At 63.4% G+C, this 20253-nt stretch carries 27 protein-coding genes; 15 read left to right on the top strand and 12 right to left on the bottom strand.

The annotated features are described in order from the left end of the window. Positions 1–15: 15 nt before the first annotated feature. The gene (locus tag L867_RS0105475; protein ID WP_028735941.1) at positions 16–1668 is read left to right on the top strand and encodes an acyl-CoA dehydrogenase family protein; all 1653 of its coding nucleotides are present in this window, start codon (positions 16–18) and stop codon (positions 1666–1668) included. On the opposite strand, the gene L867_RS0105470 is transcribed toward L867_RS0105475, so the two are convergent. Next, positions 1650–2585 carry an AEC family transporter gene (locus L867_RS0105470; RefSeq protein WP_028735940.1) on the bottom strand — a complete coding sequence of 312 codons (936 nt, stop codon included), beginning with the start codon at positions 2583–2585 and terminating at the stop codon, positions 1650–1652. The genes L867_RS0105475 and L867_RS0105470 overlap by 19 nt on opposite strands. A 274-nt stretch (positions 2586–2859) precedes the next feature. Here L867_RS0105470 and L867_RS27285 point away from each other — a divergent pair, with 274 nt between their 5' ends. Further along, positions 2860–3027 carry a hypothetical protein gene (locus L867_RS27285; RefSeq protein ID WP_232363904.1) on the top strand — a complete coding sequence of 56 codons (168 nt, stop codon included), beginning with the start codon at positions 2860–2862 and terminating at the stop codon, positions 3025–3027. After that, on the top strand, positions 3024–3359 hold the full coding sequence (locus L867_RS0105460; protein WP_028735939.1) for a DUF6105 family protein: 336 nt from the start codon (positions 3024–3026) through the stop codon (positions 3357–3359). Before L867_RS27285 ends, L867_RS0105460 begins: the two co-directional genes overlap by 4 nt. Here the strand turns inward: L867_RS0105460 and ruvX are convergent. After that, a complete protein-coding gene (ruvX, locus tag L867_RS0105455) occupies positions 3293–3790 on the bottom strand; it encodes a Holliday junction resolvase RuvX (protein WP_028735938.1) in 498 nt (165 codons plus the stop codon). The two genes, L867_RS0105460 and ruvX, sit on opposite strands and share 67 nt — an antisense overlap. A gap of 115 nt (positions 3791–3905) precedes the next feature. Further along, positions 3906–4208: an alkylphosphonate utilization protein gene (locus L867_RS0105450; protein ID WP_028735937.1), complete on the bottom strand. Its 303-nt coding sequence runs from the start codon at positions 4206–4208 to the stop codon at positions 3906–3908. 203 nt (positions 4209–4411) lie between these two features. Here L867_RS0105450 and L867_RS0105445 point away from each other — a divergent pair, with 203 nt between their 5' ends. The 3 genes from L867_RS0105445 (at position 4412) to gatA (ending at position 7047) form a co-directional block, all read left to right on the top strand. Then, entirely contained in the window at positions 4412–5116 is a 705-nt protein-coding gene (locus tag L867_RS0105445; RefSeq protein WP_028735936.1) for a metal-dependent hydrolase, read from the top strand. A gap of 69 nt (positions 5117–5185) precedes the next feature. Next, the gene (gene gatC, locus L867_RS0105440; protein WP_028735935.1) at positions 5186–5473 is read left to right on the top strand and encodes an Asp-tRNA(Asn)/Glu-tRNA(Gln) amidotransferase subunit GatC; all 288 of its coding nucleotides are present in this window, start codon (positions 5186–5188) and stop codon (positions 5471–5473) included. 92 nt (positions 5474–5565) lie between these two features. Beyond that, entirely contained in the window at positions 5566–7047 is a 1482-nt protein-coding gene (gene gatA, locus L867_RS0105435; protein WP_028735934.1) for an Asp-tRNA(Asn)/Glu-tRNA(Gln) amidotransferase subunit GatA, read from the top strand. A 97-nt stretch (positions 7048–7144) separates the two neighbouring features. Here gatA and L867_RS0105430 read toward each other — a convergent pair whose 3' ends face one another. Together L867_RS0105430 and L867_RS0105425 are read right to left on the bottom strand one after the other, a co-directional pair. Next, positions 7145–7678 carry a GNAT family N-acetyltransferase gene (locus L867_RS0105430; RefSeq protein WP_028735933.1) on the bottom strand — a complete coding sequence of 178 codons (534 nt, stop codon included), beginning with the start codon at positions 7676–7678 and terminating at the stop codon, positions 7145–7147. Positions 7679–7945: 267 nt separating this feature from the next. Continuing rightward, positions 7946–8203, bottom strand: a complete 258-nt coding sequence (locus L867_RS0105425) for a YjhX family toxin (RefSeq protein ID WP_028735932.1) — start codon at positions 8201–8203, stop codon at positions 7946–7948. A 428-nt stretch (positions 8204–8631) separates the two neighbouring features. Between L867_RS0105425 and L867_RS0105415 the strand changes: the two genes are divergently transcribed. Beyond that, a complete protein-coding gene (locus tag L867_RS0105415; protein ID WP_028735931.1) occupies positions 8632–9141 on the top strand; it encodes a GNAT family N-acetyltransferase in 510 nt (169 codons plus the stop codon). Here L867_RS0105415 and L867_RS0105410 read toward each other — a convergent pair. Beyond that, complete coding sequence (locus L867_RS0105410; protein WP_028735930.1) at positions 9138–9470, bottom strand: DUF1294 domain-containing protein; 333 nt, start codon at positions 9468–9470, stop codon at positions 9138–9140. The genes L867_RS0105415 and L867_RS0105410 overlap by 4 nt on opposite strands. A gap of 138 nt (positions 9471–9608) precedes the next feature. On the opposite strand from L867_RS0105410, the gene gatB reads away from it, so the two are divergent. Beyond that, a complete protein-coding gene (gene gatB, locus L867_RS0105405) occupies positions 9609–11114 on the top strand; it encodes an Asp-tRNA(Asn)/Glu-tRNA(Gln) amidotransferase subunit GatB (RefSeq protein ID WP_028735929.1) in 1506 nt (501 codons plus the stop codon). Between the two features lie 4 nt (positions 11115–11118). Continuing rightward, complete coding sequence (locus L867_RS0105400; RefSeq protein ID WP_028735928.1) at positions 11119–11616, top strand: GNAT family N-acetyltransferase; 498 nt, start codon at positions 11119–11121, stop codon at positions 11614–11616. Between the two features lie 24 nt (positions 11617–11640). Here L867_RS0105400 and L867_RS0105395 read toward each other — a convergent pair whose 3' ends face one another. Then, positions 11641–12018, bottom strand: a complete 378-nt coding sequence (locus tag L867_RS0105395) for a hypothetical protein (RefSeq protein WP_210163630.1) — start codon at positions 12016–12018, stop codon at positions 11641–11643. Between the two features lie 118 nt (positions 12019–12136). Here L867_RS0105395 and L867_RS0105390 point away from each other — a divergent pair, with 118 nt between their 5' ends. From L867_RS0105390 to L867_RS0105375, 4 genes are all read left to right on the top strand, one after another. Further along, entirely contained in the window at positions 12137–12604 is a 468-nt protein-coding gene (locus L867_RS0105390) for a GNAT family N-acetyltransferase (RefSeq protein ID WP_028735926.1), read from the top strand. A 104-nt stretch (positions 12605–12708) separates the two neighbouring features. Then, positions 12709–13107 carry an NADH:ubiquinone oxidoreductase subunit NDUFA12 gene (locus tag L867_RS0105385; RefSeq protein WP_028735925.1) on the top strand — a complete coding sequence of 133 codons (399 nt, stop codon included), beginning with the start codon at positions 12709–12711 and terminating at the stop codon, positions 13105–13107. 94 nt (positions 13108–13201) lie between these two features. Beyond that, positions 13202–13933: a DUF2155 domain-containing protein gene (locus tag L867_RS0105380; protein WP_028735924.1), complete on the top strand. Its 732-nt coding sequence runs from the start codon at positions 13202–13204 to the stop codon at positions 13931–13933. Positions 13934–14122: 189 nt separating this feature from the next. Beyond that, positions 14123–14362 carry a hypothetical protein gene (locus L867_RS0105375; RefSeq protein ID WP_028735923.1) on the top strand — a complete coding sequence of 80 codons (240 nt, stop codon included), beginning with the start codon at positions 14123–14125 and terminating at the stop codon, positions 14360–14362. A gap of 48 nt (positions 14363–14410) precedes the next feature. On the opposite strand, the gene aat is transcribed toward L867_RS0105375, so the two are convergent. From aat to L867_RS0105350, 5 genes are all read right to left on the bottom strand, one after another. Continuing rightward, positions 14411–15025 (bottom strand): leucyl/phenylalanyl-tRNA--protein transferase, encoded by a 615-nt coding sequence (aat, locus tag L867_RS0105370; RefSeq protein WP_028735922.1) that lies wholly within the window; start codon positions 15023–15025, stop codon positions 14411–14413. Between the two features lie 12 nt (positions 15026–15037). After that, the gene (accC, locus tag L867_RS0105365) at positions 15038–16384 is read right to left on the bottom strand and encodes an acetyl-CoA carboxylase biotin carboxylase subunit (RefSeq protein ID WP_028735921.1); all 1347 of its coding nucleotides are present in this window, start codon (positions 16382–16384) and stop codon (positions 15038–15040) included. A 4-nt stretch (positions 16385–16388) separates the two neighbouring features. Further along, positions 16389–16859: an acetyl-CoA carboxylase biotin carboxyl carrier protein gene (accB, locus tag L867_RS0105360; RefSeq protein ID WP_028735920.1), complete on the bottom strand. Its 471-nt coding sequence runs from the start codon at positions 16857–16859 to the stop codon at positions 16389–16391. Between the two features lie 22 nt (positions 16860–16881). After that, positions 16882–17319: a type II 3-dehydroquinate dehydratase gene (gene aroQ / locus L867_RS0105355; RefSeq protein WP_028735919.1), complete on the bottom strand. Its 438-nt coding sequence runs from the start codon at positions 17317–17319 to the stop codon at positions 16882–16884. Between the two features lie 129 nt (positions 17320–17448). After that, on the bottom strand, positions 17449–18210 hold the full coding sequence (locus L867_RS0105350; RefSeq protein ID WP_028735918.1) for a DsbA family protein: 762 nt from the start codon (positions 18208–18210) through the stop codon (positions 17449–17451). A gap of 205 nt (positions 18211–18415) precedes the next feature. Between L867_RS0105350 and L867_RS0105345 the strand changes: the two genes are divergently transcribed. Both L867_RS0105345 and L867_RS24635 read left to right on the top strand, forming a co-directional pair. Beyond that, positions 18416–19573: a pyridoxal phosphate-dependent aminotransferase gene (locus tag L867_RS0105345; protein WP_028735917.1), complete on the top strand. Its 1158-nt coding sequence runs from the start codon at positions 18416–18418 to the stop codon at positions 19571–19573. Between the two features lie 115 nt (positions 19574–19688). Then, on the top strand, positions 19689–20249 hold the full coding sequence (locus L867_RS24635) for a GNAT family N-acetyltransferase (RefSeq protein WP_051438837.1): 561 nt from the start codon (positions 19689–19691) through the stop codon (positions 20247–20249). Positions 20250–20253: the final 4 nt, after the last annotated feature.

Below are 20253 nucleotides of genomic sequence, written 5' to 3'. Positions count from 1 at the left end.
CGCTAGAGGATCGGCATGACCCCAATGAACCGGACTGAAGAAAAGCTCGCAGAACTGAACCAGCCGAAACCCTGGTCCGGTATCAATGCCTATCGCTCCGATCCGCTGCTGGTCGACCTGACCGCCTCGCTGTCACGCGGACTTCGCGAGGAATACGACGTCATCGGCAAATACGTGACCTCACACGAGGCACAGGAACTGGCGCGCATGGCGAACCAGAGCCCGCCGCAGCTGCGCACCCACGGCGTTCGCGGCGAGCGGCTCGACGTCGTCGAGTTTCATCCGGCCTGGCATGCGCTGATGCGTCGCTCCATGTCGGTCGGCCTGCATTCCTCCGTCTGGGAAAACCAGACCGAAGCGCGCGGCCACGAGCATCTGGCCCGCGCTGTGCGGTTTTTCCTCACCGCCCAGCTCGAATGCGGCCATCTCTGCCCGCTGACCATGACCAGTGCCTCGGTCGCGGCCCTCGTTGCCTCGCCGCACGTGCAGAAGGAATGGGCGCCGAAGATCCTGTCGCGCAAATATGATTCGTCCAACAAGCCGGCCATGCAGAAGACTGCGGTCACCATCGGCATGGGCATGACGGAAAAGCAGGGCGGCACGGATGTGCGTGCCAACACCACGTCCGGCGAGCGGGTGGGCGAGGGGATCTATCGCCTCTCCGGCCACAAGTGGTTCATGTCGGCGCCGATGAGCGACGCCTTCGTCATGCTCGCCCAGACCAAGGACGGCATGGGCTGCTTCCTGGTGCCGCGCCTGCTCGAAGACGGCTCGGCCAACGGTCTGGAGTTCCAGCGTCTCAAGGACAAGATCGGCAACCGCTCCAACGCCTCGTCCGAAGTGGAGTTTTCCGAGACCTTCGGCTTCCTGCTCGGCACGCCCGGCGACGGCATCCGCACGATCCTCGACATGGTGACGCTGACCCGCCTCGATTGCGCGCTGGCGTCCGCCGGCATCATGCGCGCCTCGATGGCCGAGGCGGTGCACCATGTGCGCGGCCGCTCGGTGTTCGGCAAGAAGCTGATCGACCAGCCGATCATGACGCGCGTGCTGGCCGACATGGCGCTTGATGTCGCCGCCGCCACGGCCCTTGCCCTCAAGCTCGCCGATTCCTTCGACCGGGCCCGCGAGAATGCGGTCGATGCCGCTTATGCGCGGGTCATGACGCCGGTGGTCAAGTACTGGATCTGCAAGATGGCCCCGGCGCTGATCTACGAGGCGATGGAGTGCATCGGCGGCAGCGGCTATATCGAGGAGCGGCCGATTGCGCGCCACTACCGCGAGGCCCCGGTCAATGCGATCTGGGAAGGCTCCGGCAACGTCATGGCGCTCGATCTGCTTCGGGTGCTGAGCCGCGGCAAGGACCTGTTCGAGACGATTTTTGCCGGTCTCGAGCGTGATCTCGGCGCGTCGGGCAAGAAGACGGTGGAAGTCCTGCGCGCCGCAACCGCCCTTGCCGAACGCGATGAGGGGGCGGCCCGCCTGCTGATCGAGCAGCTGGCGCTGGCGGCGGCCGCGGCCGAACTCTACAAGCTAGGAGCGGGCAAGATCGCCGATGCTTTCCTCGAATCGCGCCTCGCCGGCGGCTGGCGCCATACCTATGGCGTGCTCGATGCCCGCTTCGACGCGCGTTATGTGCTGGACCTGCTCTATCCCGCCGCGAGCTGACCGACCAGATAGAGCACCAGCGGGATGGTGATGACGGCGGCGACCGTCTGGACGGTTGCCGCTGCCGCATAGAGCGGCGCATCGCCCCCCATCTGCTTGGCCAGCAGATAGCCGTTCATGGCGGTGGGCACCGCCGCGGAAAGCGCCAGCATGGTCAGCGCATCGCCCTGGACGCCGAGCAGCATGGCGATACCGGTGGTGACCGTCGGGAACACCAGGAGCTTCAGCGCCATCGCCAGGATCACGTTGGCCCGCGGCCGCAACGCGTCCATGATCCGCAGGCCCGCACCGACCATGATCAGGCCGAGGCCGAGCGAGGAACGCGCCACGAGGTCGACGGCCGTCATCAGCGGGTCGTAGACCGTTATGCCTGAGACATTGACCAGGACACCCAGCGCCGCGCCGAGAATGATCGGGTTCGACACGATCCTGACGACCAGGTCCATGAAACTGCGGCGGCCGCCGGAGAACCAGATCATCACCCCGACATTGATGACGTTGAGCGGGATGATGTTCACGGCCATCACGACCGCAACCAGGGTGAGCCCCGGCTGTCCGAAGAGCTTTTCCGCAATGGCGAGCGCCATGAAGGCGTTCCAGCGGGTCGCCGTCTGGAAGATCGAGGTAAAGGCCGGTCCCTCGACCCCGAGGCGATGGAGCGGCCGCCAGAGCCCCAGCACCAGCGCCGACATCAGGCCGACCGAAACGACGGCGCTGGTGCCGACCGCACCGGTGTCCATGGTCGAGAAATCGGCCTTGGCCAGCGTTTCGAAAAGCAGTGCGGGGAAGAGCACGTAGAAGCCGAACTGTTCCAGCCCGCCCCAGAGACTGTCGCTGATCAGCGGCCATCGCTTGAGCAGCGCGCCGAGCAGCACGAGCAGGAAGATCGGCAGGATGCTTTCGAAGATCAGGAGCATTGGTTCGCTTTCGGGGCCGGACGCCGGGGAGGGCGGGTTCCGATTAGCAGGTCAGGGTCGGGCGAGGCAATCGAGCCTTGGATTGTTTTGCCTGTCTGTCGATCCGCCCGTTCACTACCGGTGCCGATCCGAGACATCTTGGGTTATCCCCAACGGCTGTTAACCTTAACAAAGGGTTTACGTTGCGAGCCCACGGTTAAGAGGCCAGTTTCTTCCTGGAACGGGACAGGTGAATCGGACGGCCGCAATGGGAACCGCAGTGGCAAGAGTGACGTTGACGACCGTCATGGCGGCGTTTTTTGCCGGCCTTGCGCTGGATATCGCGGTTCCGGCCGTGGTGCTGAGCGTGATGGCGGGGTCGAACTGGCTGGTTCAGGTCTGGCCCGAATCACGGGATCGCGCCGGACCGCTGCCGCAGCGATGGAAGGGGAGACCCGCATGAAGGTATTTCTGGTGTTGTGGGCGCTGCCGATCCTGCTGCTGGGCAGCTGGTACAGCCTGTCCTATTACGACATGAGCTTCGGCATCTTCATGCTGACCCGCCGGGCGCATGACCTGGTCTTTTCCGTCTATGGCCATGTTCTCGGCCTGCCGCCCGAGACGATCCCGCCGCTGGTCGCCCGGGCCATCGTCGTCGACAGCGCGGTCGTCTTTGCCATCATCGGCTTTCGTCGTCGCAAGAAGATCGCGGCCTGGTGGGCGGCCCGTCAGGCCTCGTCCGAACTGCGGCCCGTTGTCGTGCCGAGCGCCGACAATCTGTCCAGCGCGCCCTGAAGAATGAAGCTCGCGGCGGCGGAATCAATCCGCTCGCTGCGCTTGGCCCGCGACACGTCCATTTCCAGAAGCGCCCGTTCGGCGGCAACCGTCGACAGACGCTCATCCCAGTAGACGAAGGGAATGTCCGTCTTCTCGGACATGGCGCGCACGAAGGCGCGCGTCGCCTGAACGCGCGGACCGGCCGAGCCGTCCATGTTCGTCGGCAGGCCGATGATGAAGGCGGCCACGTTCTCCTTGGCCGCGAAAGCCAGGAGCGTTTCGGCATCCTGGGTAAACTTCACGCGCTTGATCACCGTTCGCGGTGTGGAGAATCGCCGACCGAGATCCGACATCGACAGCCCGATGGTCTTGGTGCCGAGGTCGAGGCCGGCAATCGCCTGTCGGGGCTGCAGCACTTCCGCCAGTTCTTCGATGGTAAGCGTGGTCATGCTGCGGCCCCGGCCAACTAGTTTGTCAGGGAAAAGTGGAAACCGGTTTTCCCGAAAAGGCAAACGAAAACAAAAGAGCTAAAGTCTGGCTGGTTCAGAAAGAACCTGACAGACTCTAGCGCTTGCGCACGAACTCGGTCCTGAGGACCAGTCCCTTGATCGTGTCGTTCCGGCAGTCGATCTCTTCCGGGTCTTCGGTCAGGCGGATCGACTTGATGACCGTTCCCTGCTTGAGGGTGGTGTTGGTACCCTTGACCTTGAGGTCCTTGATCAGCGTGACGGAATCGCCGTCCGCCAGCACATTGCCGGCCGAATCCTTGGCAACCGGCTTGGCATTGGCAGCAGCGGCCACTTCGGAGGCCGGGCGCCATTCGCCTGTCACTTCGTCATATACATAATCGTCATCGTCGGCGGCCATTTTGGTCTCCTGTCGTAAGCGTTGATAGTCGGCCGGACGACCGGAGCGGTGAGGGCGGCCTTGCCAACCTGAAGGCTGGTCGCTGCGGCTTATCTTACGCTCGACCGGGGCGCAACACGCCGTGCCCGCCGTTTGAGGAGAACACGGTTGCCGCAGGATTGGCATGGCCTATATTCCGGGCAACGCACCGAAGGGGAAACATCATGAAGATCACGTGGCTCGGCCATTCTGCATTCCGTCTCGATACCGCCAAGGCCAGCATCCTCATCGATCCGTTCTTCACCGGCAATCCCGGTTTTGCCGGGCTGGACCGCAAGGATGCGGCGGCCGGCGTCACCCACATCCTCTTGACCCACGGTCACGGCGACCATGTCGGCGATGCCTTGCAGATCGCCGACGAGACGGGCGCCACCGTCGTTGCCAATTTCGACCTTTGCATGTGGCTGGCTCACAAGGGTCTGAAGAATTTCTCGCCCGGCAACACCGGCGGCACCATCGGCTTCGAAGGCTTCACCGTCACCTTCACCAACGCGCTTCATTCGTCCGCCCAGATCACCGAGGACGGGGTCTCCCATGCGCTCGGCAGCGCCAATGGCCTGATGCTTCATATCGAGGGCGAGCCCTCGCTGCTGCACATGGGTGATACCGACATCTTCTCCGACATGAAGCTGATCAACGAACTGCACCAGCCGGATATCGGCATCGTGCCGATCGGTGACCGCTTCACCATGGGCGGCGCCGTGGCCGCGCTCGCCTGCCGCCGTTTCTTCGATTTCAAGACGGCGCTGCCCTGCCACTACGGCTCGTTTCCGATGATCGACCAGACCCCGGAGAAATTCGTGCTCGGCATGGAAGGCACCCGCACCCGCGTGGCCACGCCGGCAGCCGGCGATAGCGTGGAAGTCTGACAAATCCCCCGTTGCGCCTGAGCTTTGCGGCCATTATAGCGAAGGAAACGAAAGACCTGGAGAATACCGATGTCCGTTGATCTCAAGACCGTCAAGCGCGTCGCGCACCTGGCCCGAATCGCACTCAGCGAAGACGAAGCCGAACGGATGATGGGTGAGCTGAACGGTATTCTCGGCTTCGTCGAGCAGCTCTCCGAGGTCGATGTCTCGGGCGTCGAGCCGATGACCTCGGTCACGCCGATGGCGATGAAGAAGCGCCAGGACGTGGTCACCGACGGCGGCAAGGCCGACGACATCGTCGCCAATGCGCCGGAAACCGACCGCAATTTCTTCCTGGTGCCGAAGGTGGTCGAATAAGCAGGGGGGACCAAGCGTCTCTCTGTCTTCCGCCGATCCCGATTTTTGGGGCGCTTGGCCAAAGCGCCGATTTTCTGAAGTGAACCGACATCATGAGCGAACTGACCAGCCTCACCATTGCCGAAGCCCGCGCCAAACTGGTGGCCAAGGAAATCACGGCCGTCGAACTGACGGACGCCTATGTCCAGGCGATCGAGGCCGCCAATGACGCTATCAACGCCTATGTGACGGTCACCGGCGACAAGGCCCGCGAGATGGCCAAGGCTTCGGACGCGCGCATCGCCGAAGGCAAGGCAGGCGCGCTGGAAGGCATTCCGCTCGGCATCAAGGACCTGTTCGCCACCCGCGACGTCCACACCCAGGCCTGCTCGGGCATCCTCAGCCGCTTCAAGCCGAAATACGAATCGACCGTCACCCAGAACCTGTGGGACGATGGCGCGGTCATGCTCGGCAAGCTCAACATGGACGAGTTCGCCATGGGCTCGTCCAACGAGACCTCGCACTACGGACCGGTCGTCAACCCGTGGAAGGCGAGCGGCTCCAACCAGCAGCTCGTTCCGGGCGGTTCGTCCGGCGGTTCGGCCGCAGCCGTTGCCGCGCATCTGTGCGCCGGCGCCACCGCCACCGACACCGGCGGCTCGATCCGCCAGCCGGCAGCCTTCACCGGCACCGTCGGCATCAAGCCTACCTATGGCCGTTGCTCACGCTGGGGCACCATCGCCTTCGCCTCCTCGCTTGACCAGGCCGGCCCGATCGCCCGCGACGTGCGTGATGCCGCGATCCTGTTGCGGTCTATGGCCAGCACCGACGCCAAGGACACGACCTCGGTCGATATTCCGGTGCCGGACTACGAAGCCTCGCTCGGCCAGTCGCTGAAGGGCATGCGCATCGGCATCCCGAAGGAATACCGCGTCGACGGCATGCCGGACGAGATCGAGACGCTCTGGCGTCAGGGTGTTGCCTGGCTGAAGGACGCCGGTGCCGAAATCGTCGACATTTCCCTGCCCCACACCAAATACGCGCTGCCGGCCTATTATATCGTCGCGCCTGCCGAGGCCTCGTCGAACCTCGCCCGTTACGATGGCGTACGCTACGGCCTGCGCGTCGACGGCAAGGACATTGCCGACATGTACGAGAAGACCCGCGCGAGCGGCTTCGGCACCGAGGTAAAGCGCCGCATCATGATCGGCACCTATGTTCTGTCGGCCGGTTACTACGACGCCTATTATCTGCAGGCCCAGAAGGTCCGCACGCTGATCAAGCGCGACTTCGAACTGGCTTTCCACGCGGGTGTCGACGCGATCCTGACGCCGGCCACGCCGTCCTCCGCCTTCGCCATCGGCGACGAGGCGCTCGCTGCCGACCCGGTCGCCATGTACCTCAACGACATCTTCACCGTGACGGTCAACATGGCGGGTCTTCCGGGCCTTTCCGTGCCCGCCGGCCTCGACGCCAAGGGCCTGCCGCTCGGCCTGCAGCTGATCGGCCGCCCCTTCGAGGAGGGCACGCTGTTCAAGACCGCCCACGTCATCGAACAGGCCGCCGGCAAGTTCACGCCGGCGAAGTGGTGGTAGGGTTTCACCTGCCAAACCGCAGACTTCATCCGTCGCCCGTCGGGAGCGACAGAGACTGTAGAAACAAGCCGCGCCAGATGTGGCTGACCAAATGGATCTAGCTGCGGTCCCATCGAGATCGCGGCATTTCATACCAGACTTCGCCATGTTCGCTGCCCGCAATGGCATCGAGTCCGGCGGCATGGATGGTTCGCGCATGGCGCATGCCGATTTTCTCCATCACGCGGCGCGAGCCGTGGTTCACCGCCATAGTCGTCGCGACGATCTTGTCGTATCCACCGTTTCCGAACCCCCAATCGACGAGGGCAGCGGCGCCTTCGGACGCCAAACCTTGGCCCCAATCGGCTTGGCGCAGGCGGTAACCGAGTTCGGCCAGGACTTCGCTTTCGGGCCAAAGGCAGAACCACCCGACGAAGGCGTCGTTTTCCAGCCTGCGTGCCGTCCAGACGTGGGGCTCTGTGCCGTTAGGCATCAAGAAATCCGCGTTTCCAGCGACTTGTCCACGGTCGACGGCGTATCCCCCGTTCAGAAAGCGCATGACCTCTGGATCATGCTCAAGCCCAACGAAGTCATCGCGGTCATCCGGACGGCAGGGGCGCAGGGTAAGTCTATCCGTCGTCAAGACGACCATTTCGAAGATCCGTTCAATGGAAGCCTTTAGGAGTTTTCAGCCAGTGGCGATCCAAGCCTCGTCCACCGGCTTGGTATGGATGATCCGGAACTAAGGCTTTCGCGATCGCCTATAAGCTTTGGGGACCGCGTTCATCCGGCATCCTCGAAAGAAACGCCGTGTTTCGCCCTGTTCTTCGTCTCGTCCCATTCGAAACTCATGACGTAATGTAACTACAAACGTATTGTCTGGCAACGGCAGGAGATCCTGCCGTTGCCAGCGTCTTCCTCACCTGTTGTCCGGTTGTGACCTGACCAGCACCAGACCGCGTTCGGTGATGCGGTAGGGGTGGCCGCCGGAAGATTTGATCGCCCTCTTCTGCTTCAGCTTGCGGAAGGCGATGATGTCGAGGCCGCCGAAGACCCAGCCTTCGCGGGTGAAGAGCTGGATCTTTTCTATTCTGCTGTTTTCGTCACGGGTGAGTTCGATGCGCCCGCCCTGGGCGAGCAGGTGGAGGATGCGCTGTTCGGCGCGGGAGATGTCCATGGTGTCGATCCGGATAAGCGCTCTGAGGCGAGCGCACAAAAACGATACCGGCGCCGCAAGGGCGTCGGGGCTTCGCTTTTTTTCGGGCCCGAGCGCGCGGATCATGACGATCGCGGGCAGGGGCCTTTACCGGGTCTCCGACTGACGGAACATCCAAACTCCATAGGTTACGGCCTGAAAATGGGTCTGCCGGGCCTTGAGGTCAAGCGTCATCCGCTGCGGCATGACGTCCTCTCTCGACAGCGTGTCGAATCGGTCACAGCGCGGTTCTGGCCATGGCCGGCGATCTCTCTTGGCGGAGGCTTTGGTAATGGTTTGGCTAACTGACTGAAAACAATGAGGAACGTTCAACGTTTTGGGGGAGGCCGGTGCCGGACTGGAAAAACCTCGGCTGCGATGGTCTACTAGCGTGGAAAGATGGGGTGCCGATGATCACCATACGCAATGCGCGCCGCGACGAAGCGGATCTCCTGGCCGCCATCGGCTTTCGCGCTTGGGAAAAGGCGATGATCCCCGTCGGCGAGACGAAGACCATGGTCGAGGGCGCCCGGTCCGCCTTCCTCAACTTCACCCGCTCAGGCTGGCTGACGATCTCGGTGATCGAATTGAACGGTCAGCCCGCCGGCTGGGCGGCGCGCGAAGAACTCGACGAGAACATCACCGACTTCTGGATCGATCCGGATTTCCAGGGGCAGGGCCTGGGCGCGGCGCTGCTGGAGGAGATCGAGAAGGAGGTCCTGCACCAGGGCTTCACCAAGGCGAGCCTGCAGACCCATGCCAAGAACGAGGAGGCGGTGCGCTTCTTCGAGAAGCATGGCTACGCCGTGCACTGGCTGACGATCGCCTACAATCCCAAGCTCGATCGCGACGTCCAGTCGGTCGGCCTGTCGAAGCAGCTGGCCGTGCCGGTCGCTCCCGTCTACGGACAGGAATTCTAGCTTCCGGCAAGCGCCTGAACGCCGGCTCGGATGGCGGCAAGGGCCGCCTGCGGGGCCAGCAGCACGGCGAGGCCAAGGAAGGTCTGCAACACGAACAAGGCAGGCAGCACGACGTGGAAGGGCGGCTTGCGTGTCTTGTGGCGCAGCAGCCGCTGGCCGAGAAAGGCGCCGATCCCGCCGCCGAGCACCGCCAGCCAGAGCAGGGTGGATTCCCGCACCCGCCAGTCGCCGTTCCGCGCCGCCGCCTTGTCGAAGGCGTAGACGCCGAAGACGACGACGTTGTAGAGCGCGGCGCTCGCCACCAGGATGAGAAGGTTTACAGAGGTCATGAGCATCAGCCTAGCGGCTCGCGTTTAACGCTTTGTGAGCCGCCGGAGCCTTCGTCCCGACCCGCACAAGCCTTGCGCCACCGCCGCATTTGTTCTACCTCACGGGCTTGAGAAATCCACGCATGACACGAGCAGCCGATGACCCTTGTTGACACCCGCACGCCCGATCCGAAACGTTTTATCCCCGGCGCCACCGGTGACTGGGAGATCGTCATCGGCATGGAAGTCCACGCCCAGGTGACGAGCAATTCCAAGCTGTTTTCGGGCGCGTCGACGACCTTCGGCAATGCGCCGAACTCCAACGTATCGCTGGTCGATGCCGCCATGCCCGGCATGCTGCCCGTCATCAACCAGGAATGCGTGGCCCAGGCCGTGCGCACCGGTCTTGGCCTGAAAGCCCAGATCAACAACCGCTCGATCTTCGACCGCAAGAACTATTTCTATCCCGACCTGCCGCAGGGCTACCAGATCTCGCAGTTCAAGGACCCGATCGTCGGCGAGGGCAAGATCATCATCTCGCTCGGTCCCGACCGTCAGGGCAATTTCGAGGATATCGAGATCGGTATCGAGCGCCTGCATCTGGAACAGGATGCCGGCAAGTCGATGCACGATCAGCACCCGACCATGTCCTATGTGGATCTCAATCGCTCCGGCGTTGCCCTGATGGAAATCGTCTCGAAGCCCGACATGCGCTCGTCCGACGAAGCCAAGGCCTACATGACCAAGCTGCGCTCGATCGTTCGCTATCTCGGCACCTGCGACGGCAACATGGATGAAGGCTCGATGCGCGCCGACGTCAACGTCTCCGTGCGCAAGCCGGGCGGCGAATTCGGCACGCGCTGCGAGATCAAGAACGTCAATTCGATCCGTTTCATCGGCCAGGCCATCGAATACGAAGCCCGCCGCCAGATCGCCATCCTCGAGGACGGCGGCTCGATCGACCAGGAAACCCGTCTCTTCGATCCGGGCAAGGGCGAGACCCGCTCGATGCGCTCCAAGGAAGATGCGCATGACTACCGCTACTTTCCCGACCCGGACCTGCTGCCGCTCGAATTCGACGATGCCTTCGTCGAGGCGCTGAAGAAGGATCTGCCGGAACTGCCCGACGACAAGAAGGCCCGTTTTGTCCGCGATCTCGGCCTCTCCATCTACGACGCCTCGGTGCTCGTATCGGAAAAGGCGATCGCCGATTACTTCGAAGCTGTAGCCGAAGGTCGCGACGGCAAGACGGCCGCCAACTGGGTCATCAACGACCTGCTGGGCGCCTTGAACAAAGCCGGAAAAGCCATTGAAGAGACACCGGTTTTGCCCGCCCAGCTCGGCGGCATCATCGACCTCATCAAGGCCGAGACCATTTCCGGCAAGATCGCCAAGGACCTGTTCGAAATCGTTTTCAACGAGGGCGGCGACCCGGCCGAGATCGTCGAGAGCCGCGGCATGAAGCAGGTCACCGACACCGGCGCCATCGAAAAGGCCGTCGACGAGATCATCGCCGCCAATCCCGACCAGGTTGCCAAGGTGCTCGCCAAGCCGACGCTTGCCGGCTGGTTCGTAGGCCAGGTGATGAAGGCGACCGGTGGCAAGGCCAACCCGCAGGCCGTGCAGGCGCTGGTCAAGGCCAAGCTCGGCATCGTCGAGGAATAAGGCCTTGTTCTTCGTCCGCACCGCCGGCCCGCAGGACGTGGAGGCGCTCCGCACCCTGCTGTCGGAGACCTTCCACGCCACCTATGATCCGTTCTACGGCGAGGCGAAGGTGCGCGAACTGGTCGATGCCTGGCATTCGCTTGCGGCGCTGAAAGCCCGCATCGCCAAGAAGGGCGGCGAGTTCCTCGTGGCGGACGATGGCAGGCAGCTCGGCGGCATGGCCTATGCGGCCATGTCGACGAAGATGGCCAAGACCGCCTTCCTGCATCAGCTCTATGTCCGGCCTTCATGCCAGCGCATGGGCATTGGCCGCGATCTTTTCGCCGAGCTCGAAACCTGTTTTCCCGATGCCGAGATCATGCGGCTCGAGGTCGAGCCGCGCAACACGGCGGCGCTCGCCTTCTATCAGGAGCACGGCTTTGTCGAAGTCGACCGCACGACGAGCTGCGGCGGACCGGAAAGCGGCCTGCCGGCCATCGTCATGGAAAAACGGCTCGGCTGAGCGGCTAGCCCCGGGGCACCGCGGTCAGTTGTCCATCGGCACTTCTTCCGAATTGCCGTCTTCGTCATAGATCAGAACCGGCGTGCATTCGACCAGATAGGGCCGCTTGATGTTGTCGCAGGCGACCTTTGCCGCGGCGAGCGCCAGTTCCTTGCTGTCCCAGCCACAATAATATTCGTGCCAGTGCGGCCCTTCCGACGACTGCATGAAGACATCGACGCTGAAGCGCGCCGGGAAACAGTAGGCCGCCTCCAGGCAGTCCTCGTCCGTGCCTCCGCCGTCGACGCACTGTTTTTTGGCGCAGTCGAAGGCGGTGGTGGCATCCTTGCCGGTACAGACCCCGCTCGACATCTCCGGCGCCTGGACGAAGGCGATGCCCTGGCGTCCACCCTCCTTTGCCATCGCTCCCGTGGCCCCGAACGCGATGGCGAAAATAAACGTGCAAAACCCTCTCACTGTCATACGGTCCTCCTGCATTCTCCCTAAACCTCCCCATGAGTAACGCGCGGAAGGGAAGATTATGCAAGCACCGACGATCACCATCAGGCCGGCCCGCGAAGAGGATCTTGCGGCGATCGTCGCGCTCCTCGCCGCTGACGACATCGGCGGTCATGGCGACACGACCGCCGAGGCGGCGCGGGCGGATTATCTGGACGCCTTCCGCACGCTGCAGCAGACGCCGCGCGAAACCCTCTATGTCGCCGAATGTGAGGGCGAGATCGTCGGTACGTTCCAGACACTCCTGACCACGACCCTGACCGGGCGCGGCGCAACCTCGATGATCGTCGAAGCGGTGCAGACGCGGTCCGATATGCGGGGTCGCGGCATCGGCGGCCAGATGATCGGCTTCTGCCTGGAAGAGGCGAGGCGGCTTGGCCTGCGCCAGGTGCAATTGACCTCGAATGCCGCCCGCACCGATGCGCATCGCTTCTACGAACGCCTCGGTTTTGCCAAGAGCCATTTCGGCTTCAAGTACAAGCTGAAATGAGGGCCGCAGCGCGGCGAATCACTGGACAACCGGCCACCGAGGCGGCATAAGCGGAGAACGATGACAAGCCGGCGGCCGCCAAGGCCCGGAGCCAAGGACGAGACATGAAGCAGCTTCTGTTGGAACTTTTCACCTGGTGGAACGGTCAGACCATGGGCACGCGTTTCTTCACCTGGCGCAAGGGCACGAAGGTCGGCGAAGACCAGTTCGGCAATATCTATTACGAGGGCGGCACCACCACCTTCGGCCTGCCGCGCCGCTGGGTCATCTACAAGGGCTATGCCGACGCCTCGGCCATTCCGGCCGGCTGGCACGGTTGGATGCACCATCGCACCGACGTTCCGCCGTCCAAGGAAGACTACAAGGCCGCCGAATGGCAGAAGCCGCACCGCGCCAACGCGACCGGCACGCCGAACGCTTATCGGCCCCAGGGCTCGATCGCCGCGACCGGCGAACGTCCCCGCGTCACCGGCGACTACGACGCCTGGACCCCCGGCAACTGACACCCGATTTGGCCACAATTCGGTTCTAGGGCCTCTGTGTGGGGGCCGCTCTGATCGCGGCGCCCGCATAATCGAAGGCTGGAGAATGGCAGACATGAAGCGTATCGGGCGTGGCTCTACCCTTGCTGTGATGGGCATGGCGGCATTGGCCGCATCTGCCGCCGCAATGGTTGGAGCAGGCCCCGCTCAGGCCGAGCGGATTTCCAATCCGGTCGCACAATTCGCCGGCATCGACAAGATCACCGGCCGCATCACATCCTTCGACGTCTATATCGACGAAACGGTCCAGTTCGGCGCCCTACAGGTCACGCCGAAGGTTTGTTATTCCCGCGACGAGACCGAAGCGCAGAAGACCGATGCTTTCATCGAGGTCGACGAGATCACCCTCGACCGCAAGATCCGCCGCATCTTTTCCGGCTGGATGTTCGCCGACAGCCCGGCGCTCAACGCCGTCGAACATGCGATCTATGACGTCTGGCTGACCGGCTGCAAGCAATCCTCCGATGTGCCGGCCCCCAAGGGCGTCAAGGCTGCTCATGCTGCTCCGGTACCGGTCACCGAGGCCCAGAAGCCCGTCGAGGCACAGCAACCTGCCCAGAGCGGGCAACCCCAGCCGACGGGCACGCCGGATCAGGCCGCCCCTGACGGGACCGCGCCGGTCGCCGTGCCCCAGCTCGACGCGCCGCAAGAAATACCGGATGATGTGACCGGCGATGGCCTGCCGCCGCTCGACCTCCCCCAAGGGGGCGAAGAGGTGCCACAGGGGCAGCCTTTGCCGCTGCCGCCGGCAGCGGTGACAAAACCCGGAAGCGTCGGACTGTTCTGACGTCCTGACCCGCATGGCGCGTCAGACGAAGGCGATGTCCGGTACCGCACTGCCTTTTCCAGCAAGCGCGCAAAGACGAATTAAATCACAGAGTTCCGCAATCCGGTTGATCCGCGCGACGGGATGAGAAGTGACGCTTGACATTGTCTCTGAATGGGAACATTCAGAGAACGAACAGGAGTTGCGACCATGGCCCTTTCTGAAAAATTCATCGTCTTGCCGTTCAAGAAGAACCGCGGGAATCTGGTTCCGGGCGAGATGCGCCAGGCCTCCAATGCCATGTCTGCCGAGAAGATCGCCACCGCCATGTCGGCGCGCCACATCGGCGTCGCGGCCTATTCGGTCCAGGTGGACGAGGAGAGCGGCGACATGACCAGCCCGCGCCTTTTGATCCAGTTCGGCGAAACGGCCGATCTCAACGCAGCCTAACCTGTCTCCGACGATTGCCGGATCGTGCCTGCCGCTTGAGGGCGTGGCTCAGAACGGCAGCGTCCCGCTGTCCATCGCCTTGTCGAGCAGTTTCATATAGTCCTGCTTGGGAACGTCGATCGCCCCGAACGTCTTCAAATGCTCGGTGGTGAACTGGGTGTCGAGCAGGGTGAAGCCGCGAATCTTCAGTCTTTCGACCAGATGCACCAGGCAGATCTTCGAGGCATTGGTGCGCCTCGAAAACATGCTCTCGCCGAAGAAGGCCGAGCCGAGCGACACGCCGTAAAGCCCGCCGATCAGCGCATCGCCTTCCCACGCCTCGACCGAATGGGCGTGGCCCAGCTTGTGCAGCGCCCCGTAGAGTTCCTTGATGGTGTCGTTGATCCAGGTGCTCGGCCGGTCTTCGGCTTCCTCCGCACACTTCTCCACGACGGCGTCGAAGGCCGTGTCGAAGCGGATGTCGAAGGGCTTCTTGCGCACCGCCTTGGCGAGGCTCTTGGATATGTGGAAAGCGTCGAGCGGCAGGATGCCGCGCATTTCCGGTTCGACCCAGAAGATCTCCGGGTCGTCGGCGGCATCCGACATCGGGAAGAGCCCGATGGAATAGGCGCGCAGCAGGAGTTCCGGGGTTATCCTCTGGTCCCTGCTGCGGCGCCCTGCCATGTCCGTCTCACCTCACGGTGCGGTCCTGGCCAGATAGTCTTCCAGCCAGTGGATGTCGTAGTCGCCGTTGGCGATGTCCTGGTTGGCCACCAGATCCTGGAACAGCGGCAGCGTCGTCTTGATGCCGTCCACGACGAACTCGTCGAGCACGCGGCGAAGCCGCATCATGCATTCGACGCGGGTGCGGCCGTGCACGATCAGCTTACCGATCAGGCTGTCGTAGTAGGGCGGGATCTTGTAGCCGGCATAGGCGCCACTGTCGACGCGAACGCCCAGGCCGCCCGGCGCGTGGAAATGCGTGATCGTGCCCGGCGAGGGAACGAAGGTGCGCGGATCCTCGGCATTGATGCGGCATTCGATGGCGTGGCCGGAAAACGTGATCTCGTCCTGCGTGACCGACAGGCCTGCGCCGGAAGCGACGCGGATCTGCTCGTGCACCAGGTCGATGCCGGTGATGGCTTCGGTGATCGGATGCTCGACCTGCAGGCGGGTGTTCATTTCGATGAAATAGAACTCGCCGTTCTCGTAGAGGAATTCGATCGTACCGGCACCGCGGTACTTCATCTTCTTCATCGCGTCGGCGCAGATCTGGCCGATCTTCATGCGCTGCTCGACATTGAGGGCAGGGGAGTTGGCCTCTTCCCAGACCTTCTGGTGGCGTCGCTGCAACGAGCAGTCGCGTTCACCCAGATGGATCGCATTGCCTTCGCCGTCACCGACGACCTGCACTTCGATATGGCGCGGATGGCCGAGATATTTCTCCATGTAGACCGCATCATTGCCGAATGCGGCGAGCGCCTCGGAGCGGGCAGTCGAAACGGCCTCCTCGAGTTCGGCCTCGGTCTTTGCCACCTTCATGCCGCGGCCGCCGCCACCGGCGGTCGCCTTGATGAGAACCGGGAAGCCGATCTGGCGGGCGATCTCCAGCGCATTTTCCGGCAGCACTTCGCCGGCCGAACCGGGAACGACCGGAATGCCGAGTTCGACAGCGGTCTTCTTGGCGGTGATCTTGTCGCCCATCAGGCGGATATGCTCGGCGGTCGGCCCGATGAAGGTGATGCCGTGGGCGTCGAGGATGTCGGCGAACTTGGCGTTTTCCGACAGGAAGCCGTAGCCGGGATGGACGGCGTCGGCGCCGGTGATTTCACAGGCGGCGACGATCTGGTGAATGTTCAGATAGCTGTCGCGCGACGGCGGCGGGCCGATGCAGACACTTTCGTCGGCAAGGCGCACATGCATCGCGTCGGCGTCTGCCGTCGAGTGCACGGCAACGGTGGCGATACCGAGCTCCTTGCAGGCGCGAAGCACCCGAAGCGCGATTTCGCCGCGATTGGCGATGAGGATCTTGGAGATTGTCATCGGCTTACTCGATGACGATCAGAGGCTCGCCGTACTCGACCGGGCGACCGTCTTCGACGACAATTTCGACAACCTTGCCGGAGCGCGGCGCCGGGATCTGGTTCATGGTCTTCATGGCCTCGATGATGAGAAGCGTCTGACCTTCCTTGACGATCGAGCCGACCTCGACGAAGGGGCGCGAGCCCGGAGCCGGTGCGAGGTAGACCGTGCCGACCATGGGTGCGGTCAGCGTATTGGCGAGGTTGCGCGTCGGTTCGGCGGCGACCACTGCGGCCGCAGCCGGTGCTGCCGCCTGAGGTGCGGCGAACTGCTGGTAGGCCATCTGCGGCATAGCCATCATCTGCGGTGCGGCGCGCGACACGCGGATGCGGATGTCGTCCTGCTCGACCTCGATCTCGCTGAGATCCGTGTCGTTGAGGATGTTTGCCAGATCACGGATCAGCGCCTGATCGATTCCCGATTTCTTGTCAGCCATGGAAAGGGGTCCTGTATTCTTGTTATTGCGTGATGTTCTTCAGCGCGTGAAGCGCCAGGATGTAGCTGTGAGGGCCGAAGCCGCAGATCATGCCCTTGGTGGCGGGTGCGATCACCGATTTGTGGCGAAACTCTTCCCGCGCATGAATGTTGGAGATATGCACCTCGACGACCGGAACGCCGATCGCGCGGATGGCGTCGTGCAGCGCGATCGAGGTATGCGTATAGGCACCGGCATTGATCGCCACGCCGACCGACTTCTCGCCGGCCTCGTGCAGCCAGTCGACCAGCACGCCCTCGTGGTTGGTTTGACGGAAGTCCACCGAAAAGCCGAGCTCCGCGCCGGCAGCCGTGCAATCGGCTTCGATGTCGGCGAGCGTCTTGCCGCCGTAGATCCCCGGCTCGCGTTTGCCGAGCGCGTTGAGATTTGGGCCGTTCAGGACGAAAAGGATCTTGCTCATCTGCGGTTCCGTCGACTTTCAACCGCCTCCTATAGACCGGCGAGGCCGCAAGGGAAAGCCCTTTGCGGCCCGGGTGCGGTTCGTTCCCCGGAAAATGAGGGGCAAGGTTAAGCGCGGCGTGTTGCGCCGTCAGCAGGTCGTCTGGCCGCAGGTGCGGACATTGGCAAGCTTCTGGCCGATCGCCTCGGAGCCGATGGCACCGAACACGGCCTCGTTGCCGACGATGTAGGAGGGGGTGCCGGTGATGCCGAGGCTGGTCGCCAGCTGGTAGGCTTCCTTGACCGACGCATCGTTCGGGCTTTCGGCCATCTTGGCGCGGATCTGCTCTTCGGTCACGCCGAGGGAGGAGGCGACTTCAAGGGCGCTCTCTTCGCCGGCGCGGCCTTCGGCGCCCATCAGGGCCCGGTGGAAATCGCCGTATTTTTCGGGTGCGATCTTGCGGAAGGCGTCCGAGACCTTGTGGGCCGCTTCGGATTCCGGTCCGAGGATGGGGAATTCCTTGAGCACGAAGCGGACGTTCTTGTCCTTGGCGAGGATGTCCTCCATGTCGGAGAGCGCGCGCTTGCAGTAGCCGCAATTGTAGTCGAAGAATTCGACGATCGTCACGTCACCCTTCGGATTGCCGAGCGCGAGGTCATATTCCGAGGCAAACAGCGCGTCCTTGTTGTCCTTGACGGCCGCCGAGGCCTGCTGCAGGCGCGCGTCCTGCTGCTTCTTCTCGAGCGCATCCTGGACGTCCAGCATGATCTCCGGATTGGCGATCAGATATTCCTTGATGAAGGCGCCGAGCTCCTTCTTCTGCGCGTCGTCGAGCGCGCCGGCCGACGTGGGCAGGGCCACCGGCAGGAGTATGAGGGCGGTCGCGGCGAGCTTCCTGAAATTCAAGGCCATGTCTTTCCTCTTGCATGCTGTCCGCCATGGCGGATGTCGTGCGGATGGCCAAAGCCATCCGAAACCGTTGATTTGCTCTAGCGTATCGGCAGCGAACGGCAAGTGGAATTGGAAAAATGGCCGCAGCGAAGCGCTCTCGCCATTGTGATGACTGCAATAATACGGCAATTGTCGGGCGACCTTCATCGACCGGAGAGAGTTGTTCGTGGTTTCCCTTTCAAGACGCAGCGCAGTCGAACCCTTTCACGCCATGGATCTGCTGGCGGAGGCGACACGGCGCCGCAATGCCGGAAAACCGGTGATCTCGATGGCGGTAGGCCAGCCGGGCCACCCGGCGCCGGAAGCGGCCCTGGCCGCAGCGCGCCAGGCGCTCGGCCACGGCCGGATCGGCTACACCGATGCGCTCGGTCTCGCCGACCTTCGGGCCAAGCTCGCCGACTATTATCGCCGGCGTCACGGCATTGCCGTCGATCCGGCCCGTGTCGTCGTCACCACCGGCTCCTCGGCCGGCTTCAACCTGGCCTTCCTCGCGCTTTTCGATCCCGGCGATGCCGTGGCGATCGCGAGGCCCGGCTATCCGGCCTACCGCGCCATCCTCTCGGCGCTTGGTCTCAAGGTGATCGAGGTGCCGGTCAATGCCGAAACCCAGTTCACGCTGACCCCGGAGAGCCTCGAGGCTGCGCAGGCAAGCGCAGGCCTGCGCCTCAAGGGCGTGCTTTTGGCAAGCCCCGCCAACCCGACCGGCACGGTGACGGGGCGGGCACAGCTGAAGGCGGTCTATGACTATTGCCAGGGGCAGGGCATCACGCTCATCTCCGACGAGATCTATCACGGCCTCACCTACGCTGGCGAAGAGGCGACCGCGCTGGAGATCGGCGACGAGACGATCGTCATCAATTCCTTCTCCAAATACTACTGCATGACCGGCTGGCGCATCGGCTGGATGGTCGTGCCCGACCACATCGTCCGGCCGCTCGAATGCCTGGCCCAGAGCCTCTACATTTCCGCCCCCGAGCTGTCGCAAATCGCGGCGATCGCCGCGCTCGACGCCGAAGAGGAGCTGGAGCACTACAAGGCCAGTTGCCGCAAGAACCGCGACTTCCTGATGACACGGCTGCCGGAACTCGGCCTGCCGCTGCTCTCGCCGATGGACGGGGCCTTTTACGCCTATGTCGACGCCAGCCGCTATACCAATGACAGCATGGGGTTCGCCAGGCGCATGCTGGCCGAAATCGACGTGGCGGCGACGCCGGGCATGGACTTCGATCCGGTCGACGGTCACCGGGCGCTGAGGATCTCCTATGCCGGAACCTATGCCGAAATGGTCGAGGCGACCGATCGCATGGCCCGCTGGTTGCCGTGAAAAGCGATTCCGGAACAAGGCCCTGGCGGCATTTCCGGAATCAGTCTGGCAAGACGTTGAATCAGAGTGTGAACGCGGCCGGGTCTGATGGACCGGCCGCCTGGAGGGCTCAACCATGTCCAGAACGAGAACCCAGGCGCCTTTCGGCCCGACGCCCGAGCTGCTGACGCTGCGCACCGTCATGCGTGGTCACCGGGCGGGGGATTTCGACGCCATGCTCCGCCTGTGGAGCGACGAGCGTGTGGTCCGGCACATCCTCGGACGCCCCTCGACCCCGTCGGAAACCTGGACGAGGCTGCTGCGCTATGTCGGTCACTGGCAGGTGCTCGGCTTCGGCTATTGGGCGATCGAGGACAGGGCGACCGGCGCCTTTCTCGGCGAGGTCGGGTTCGCCGACTACAAGCGCGACATCCAGCCGAGCCTCGACGGCTTGCCGGAAGCGGGGTGGGTGATCGCGCCGGATGCGCAGGGTAAAGGGCTTGCCACGGAGGTGTTGGCGGCGGCCCTTGCCTGGGCGGACGCCAACTTCGTCGATGCGAAGACCACCTGCATCATGTCGCCGCAACACGCGGCATCGATCCGCGTCGCAACGAAGAACGGCTTTGCCGAACGCGGTCTCGCGACCTTCATGAACGAGCCGACGTTGGTCATGGAACGGATCCGCCCCCTCGGTTGAGCCC

Source organism: Paenirhizobium selenitireducens ATCC BAA-1503, from assembly GCF_000518785.1.
GTDB classification, from domain to species: Bacteria; Pseudomonadota; Alphaproteobacteria; order Rhizobiales; family Rhizobiaceae; genus Allorhizobium; species Allorhizobium selenitireducens.
The sequence above is the reverse complement of the archived record's forward strand: the minus strand, read 5'-3'. Positions and strand labels throughout refer to the sequence as shown.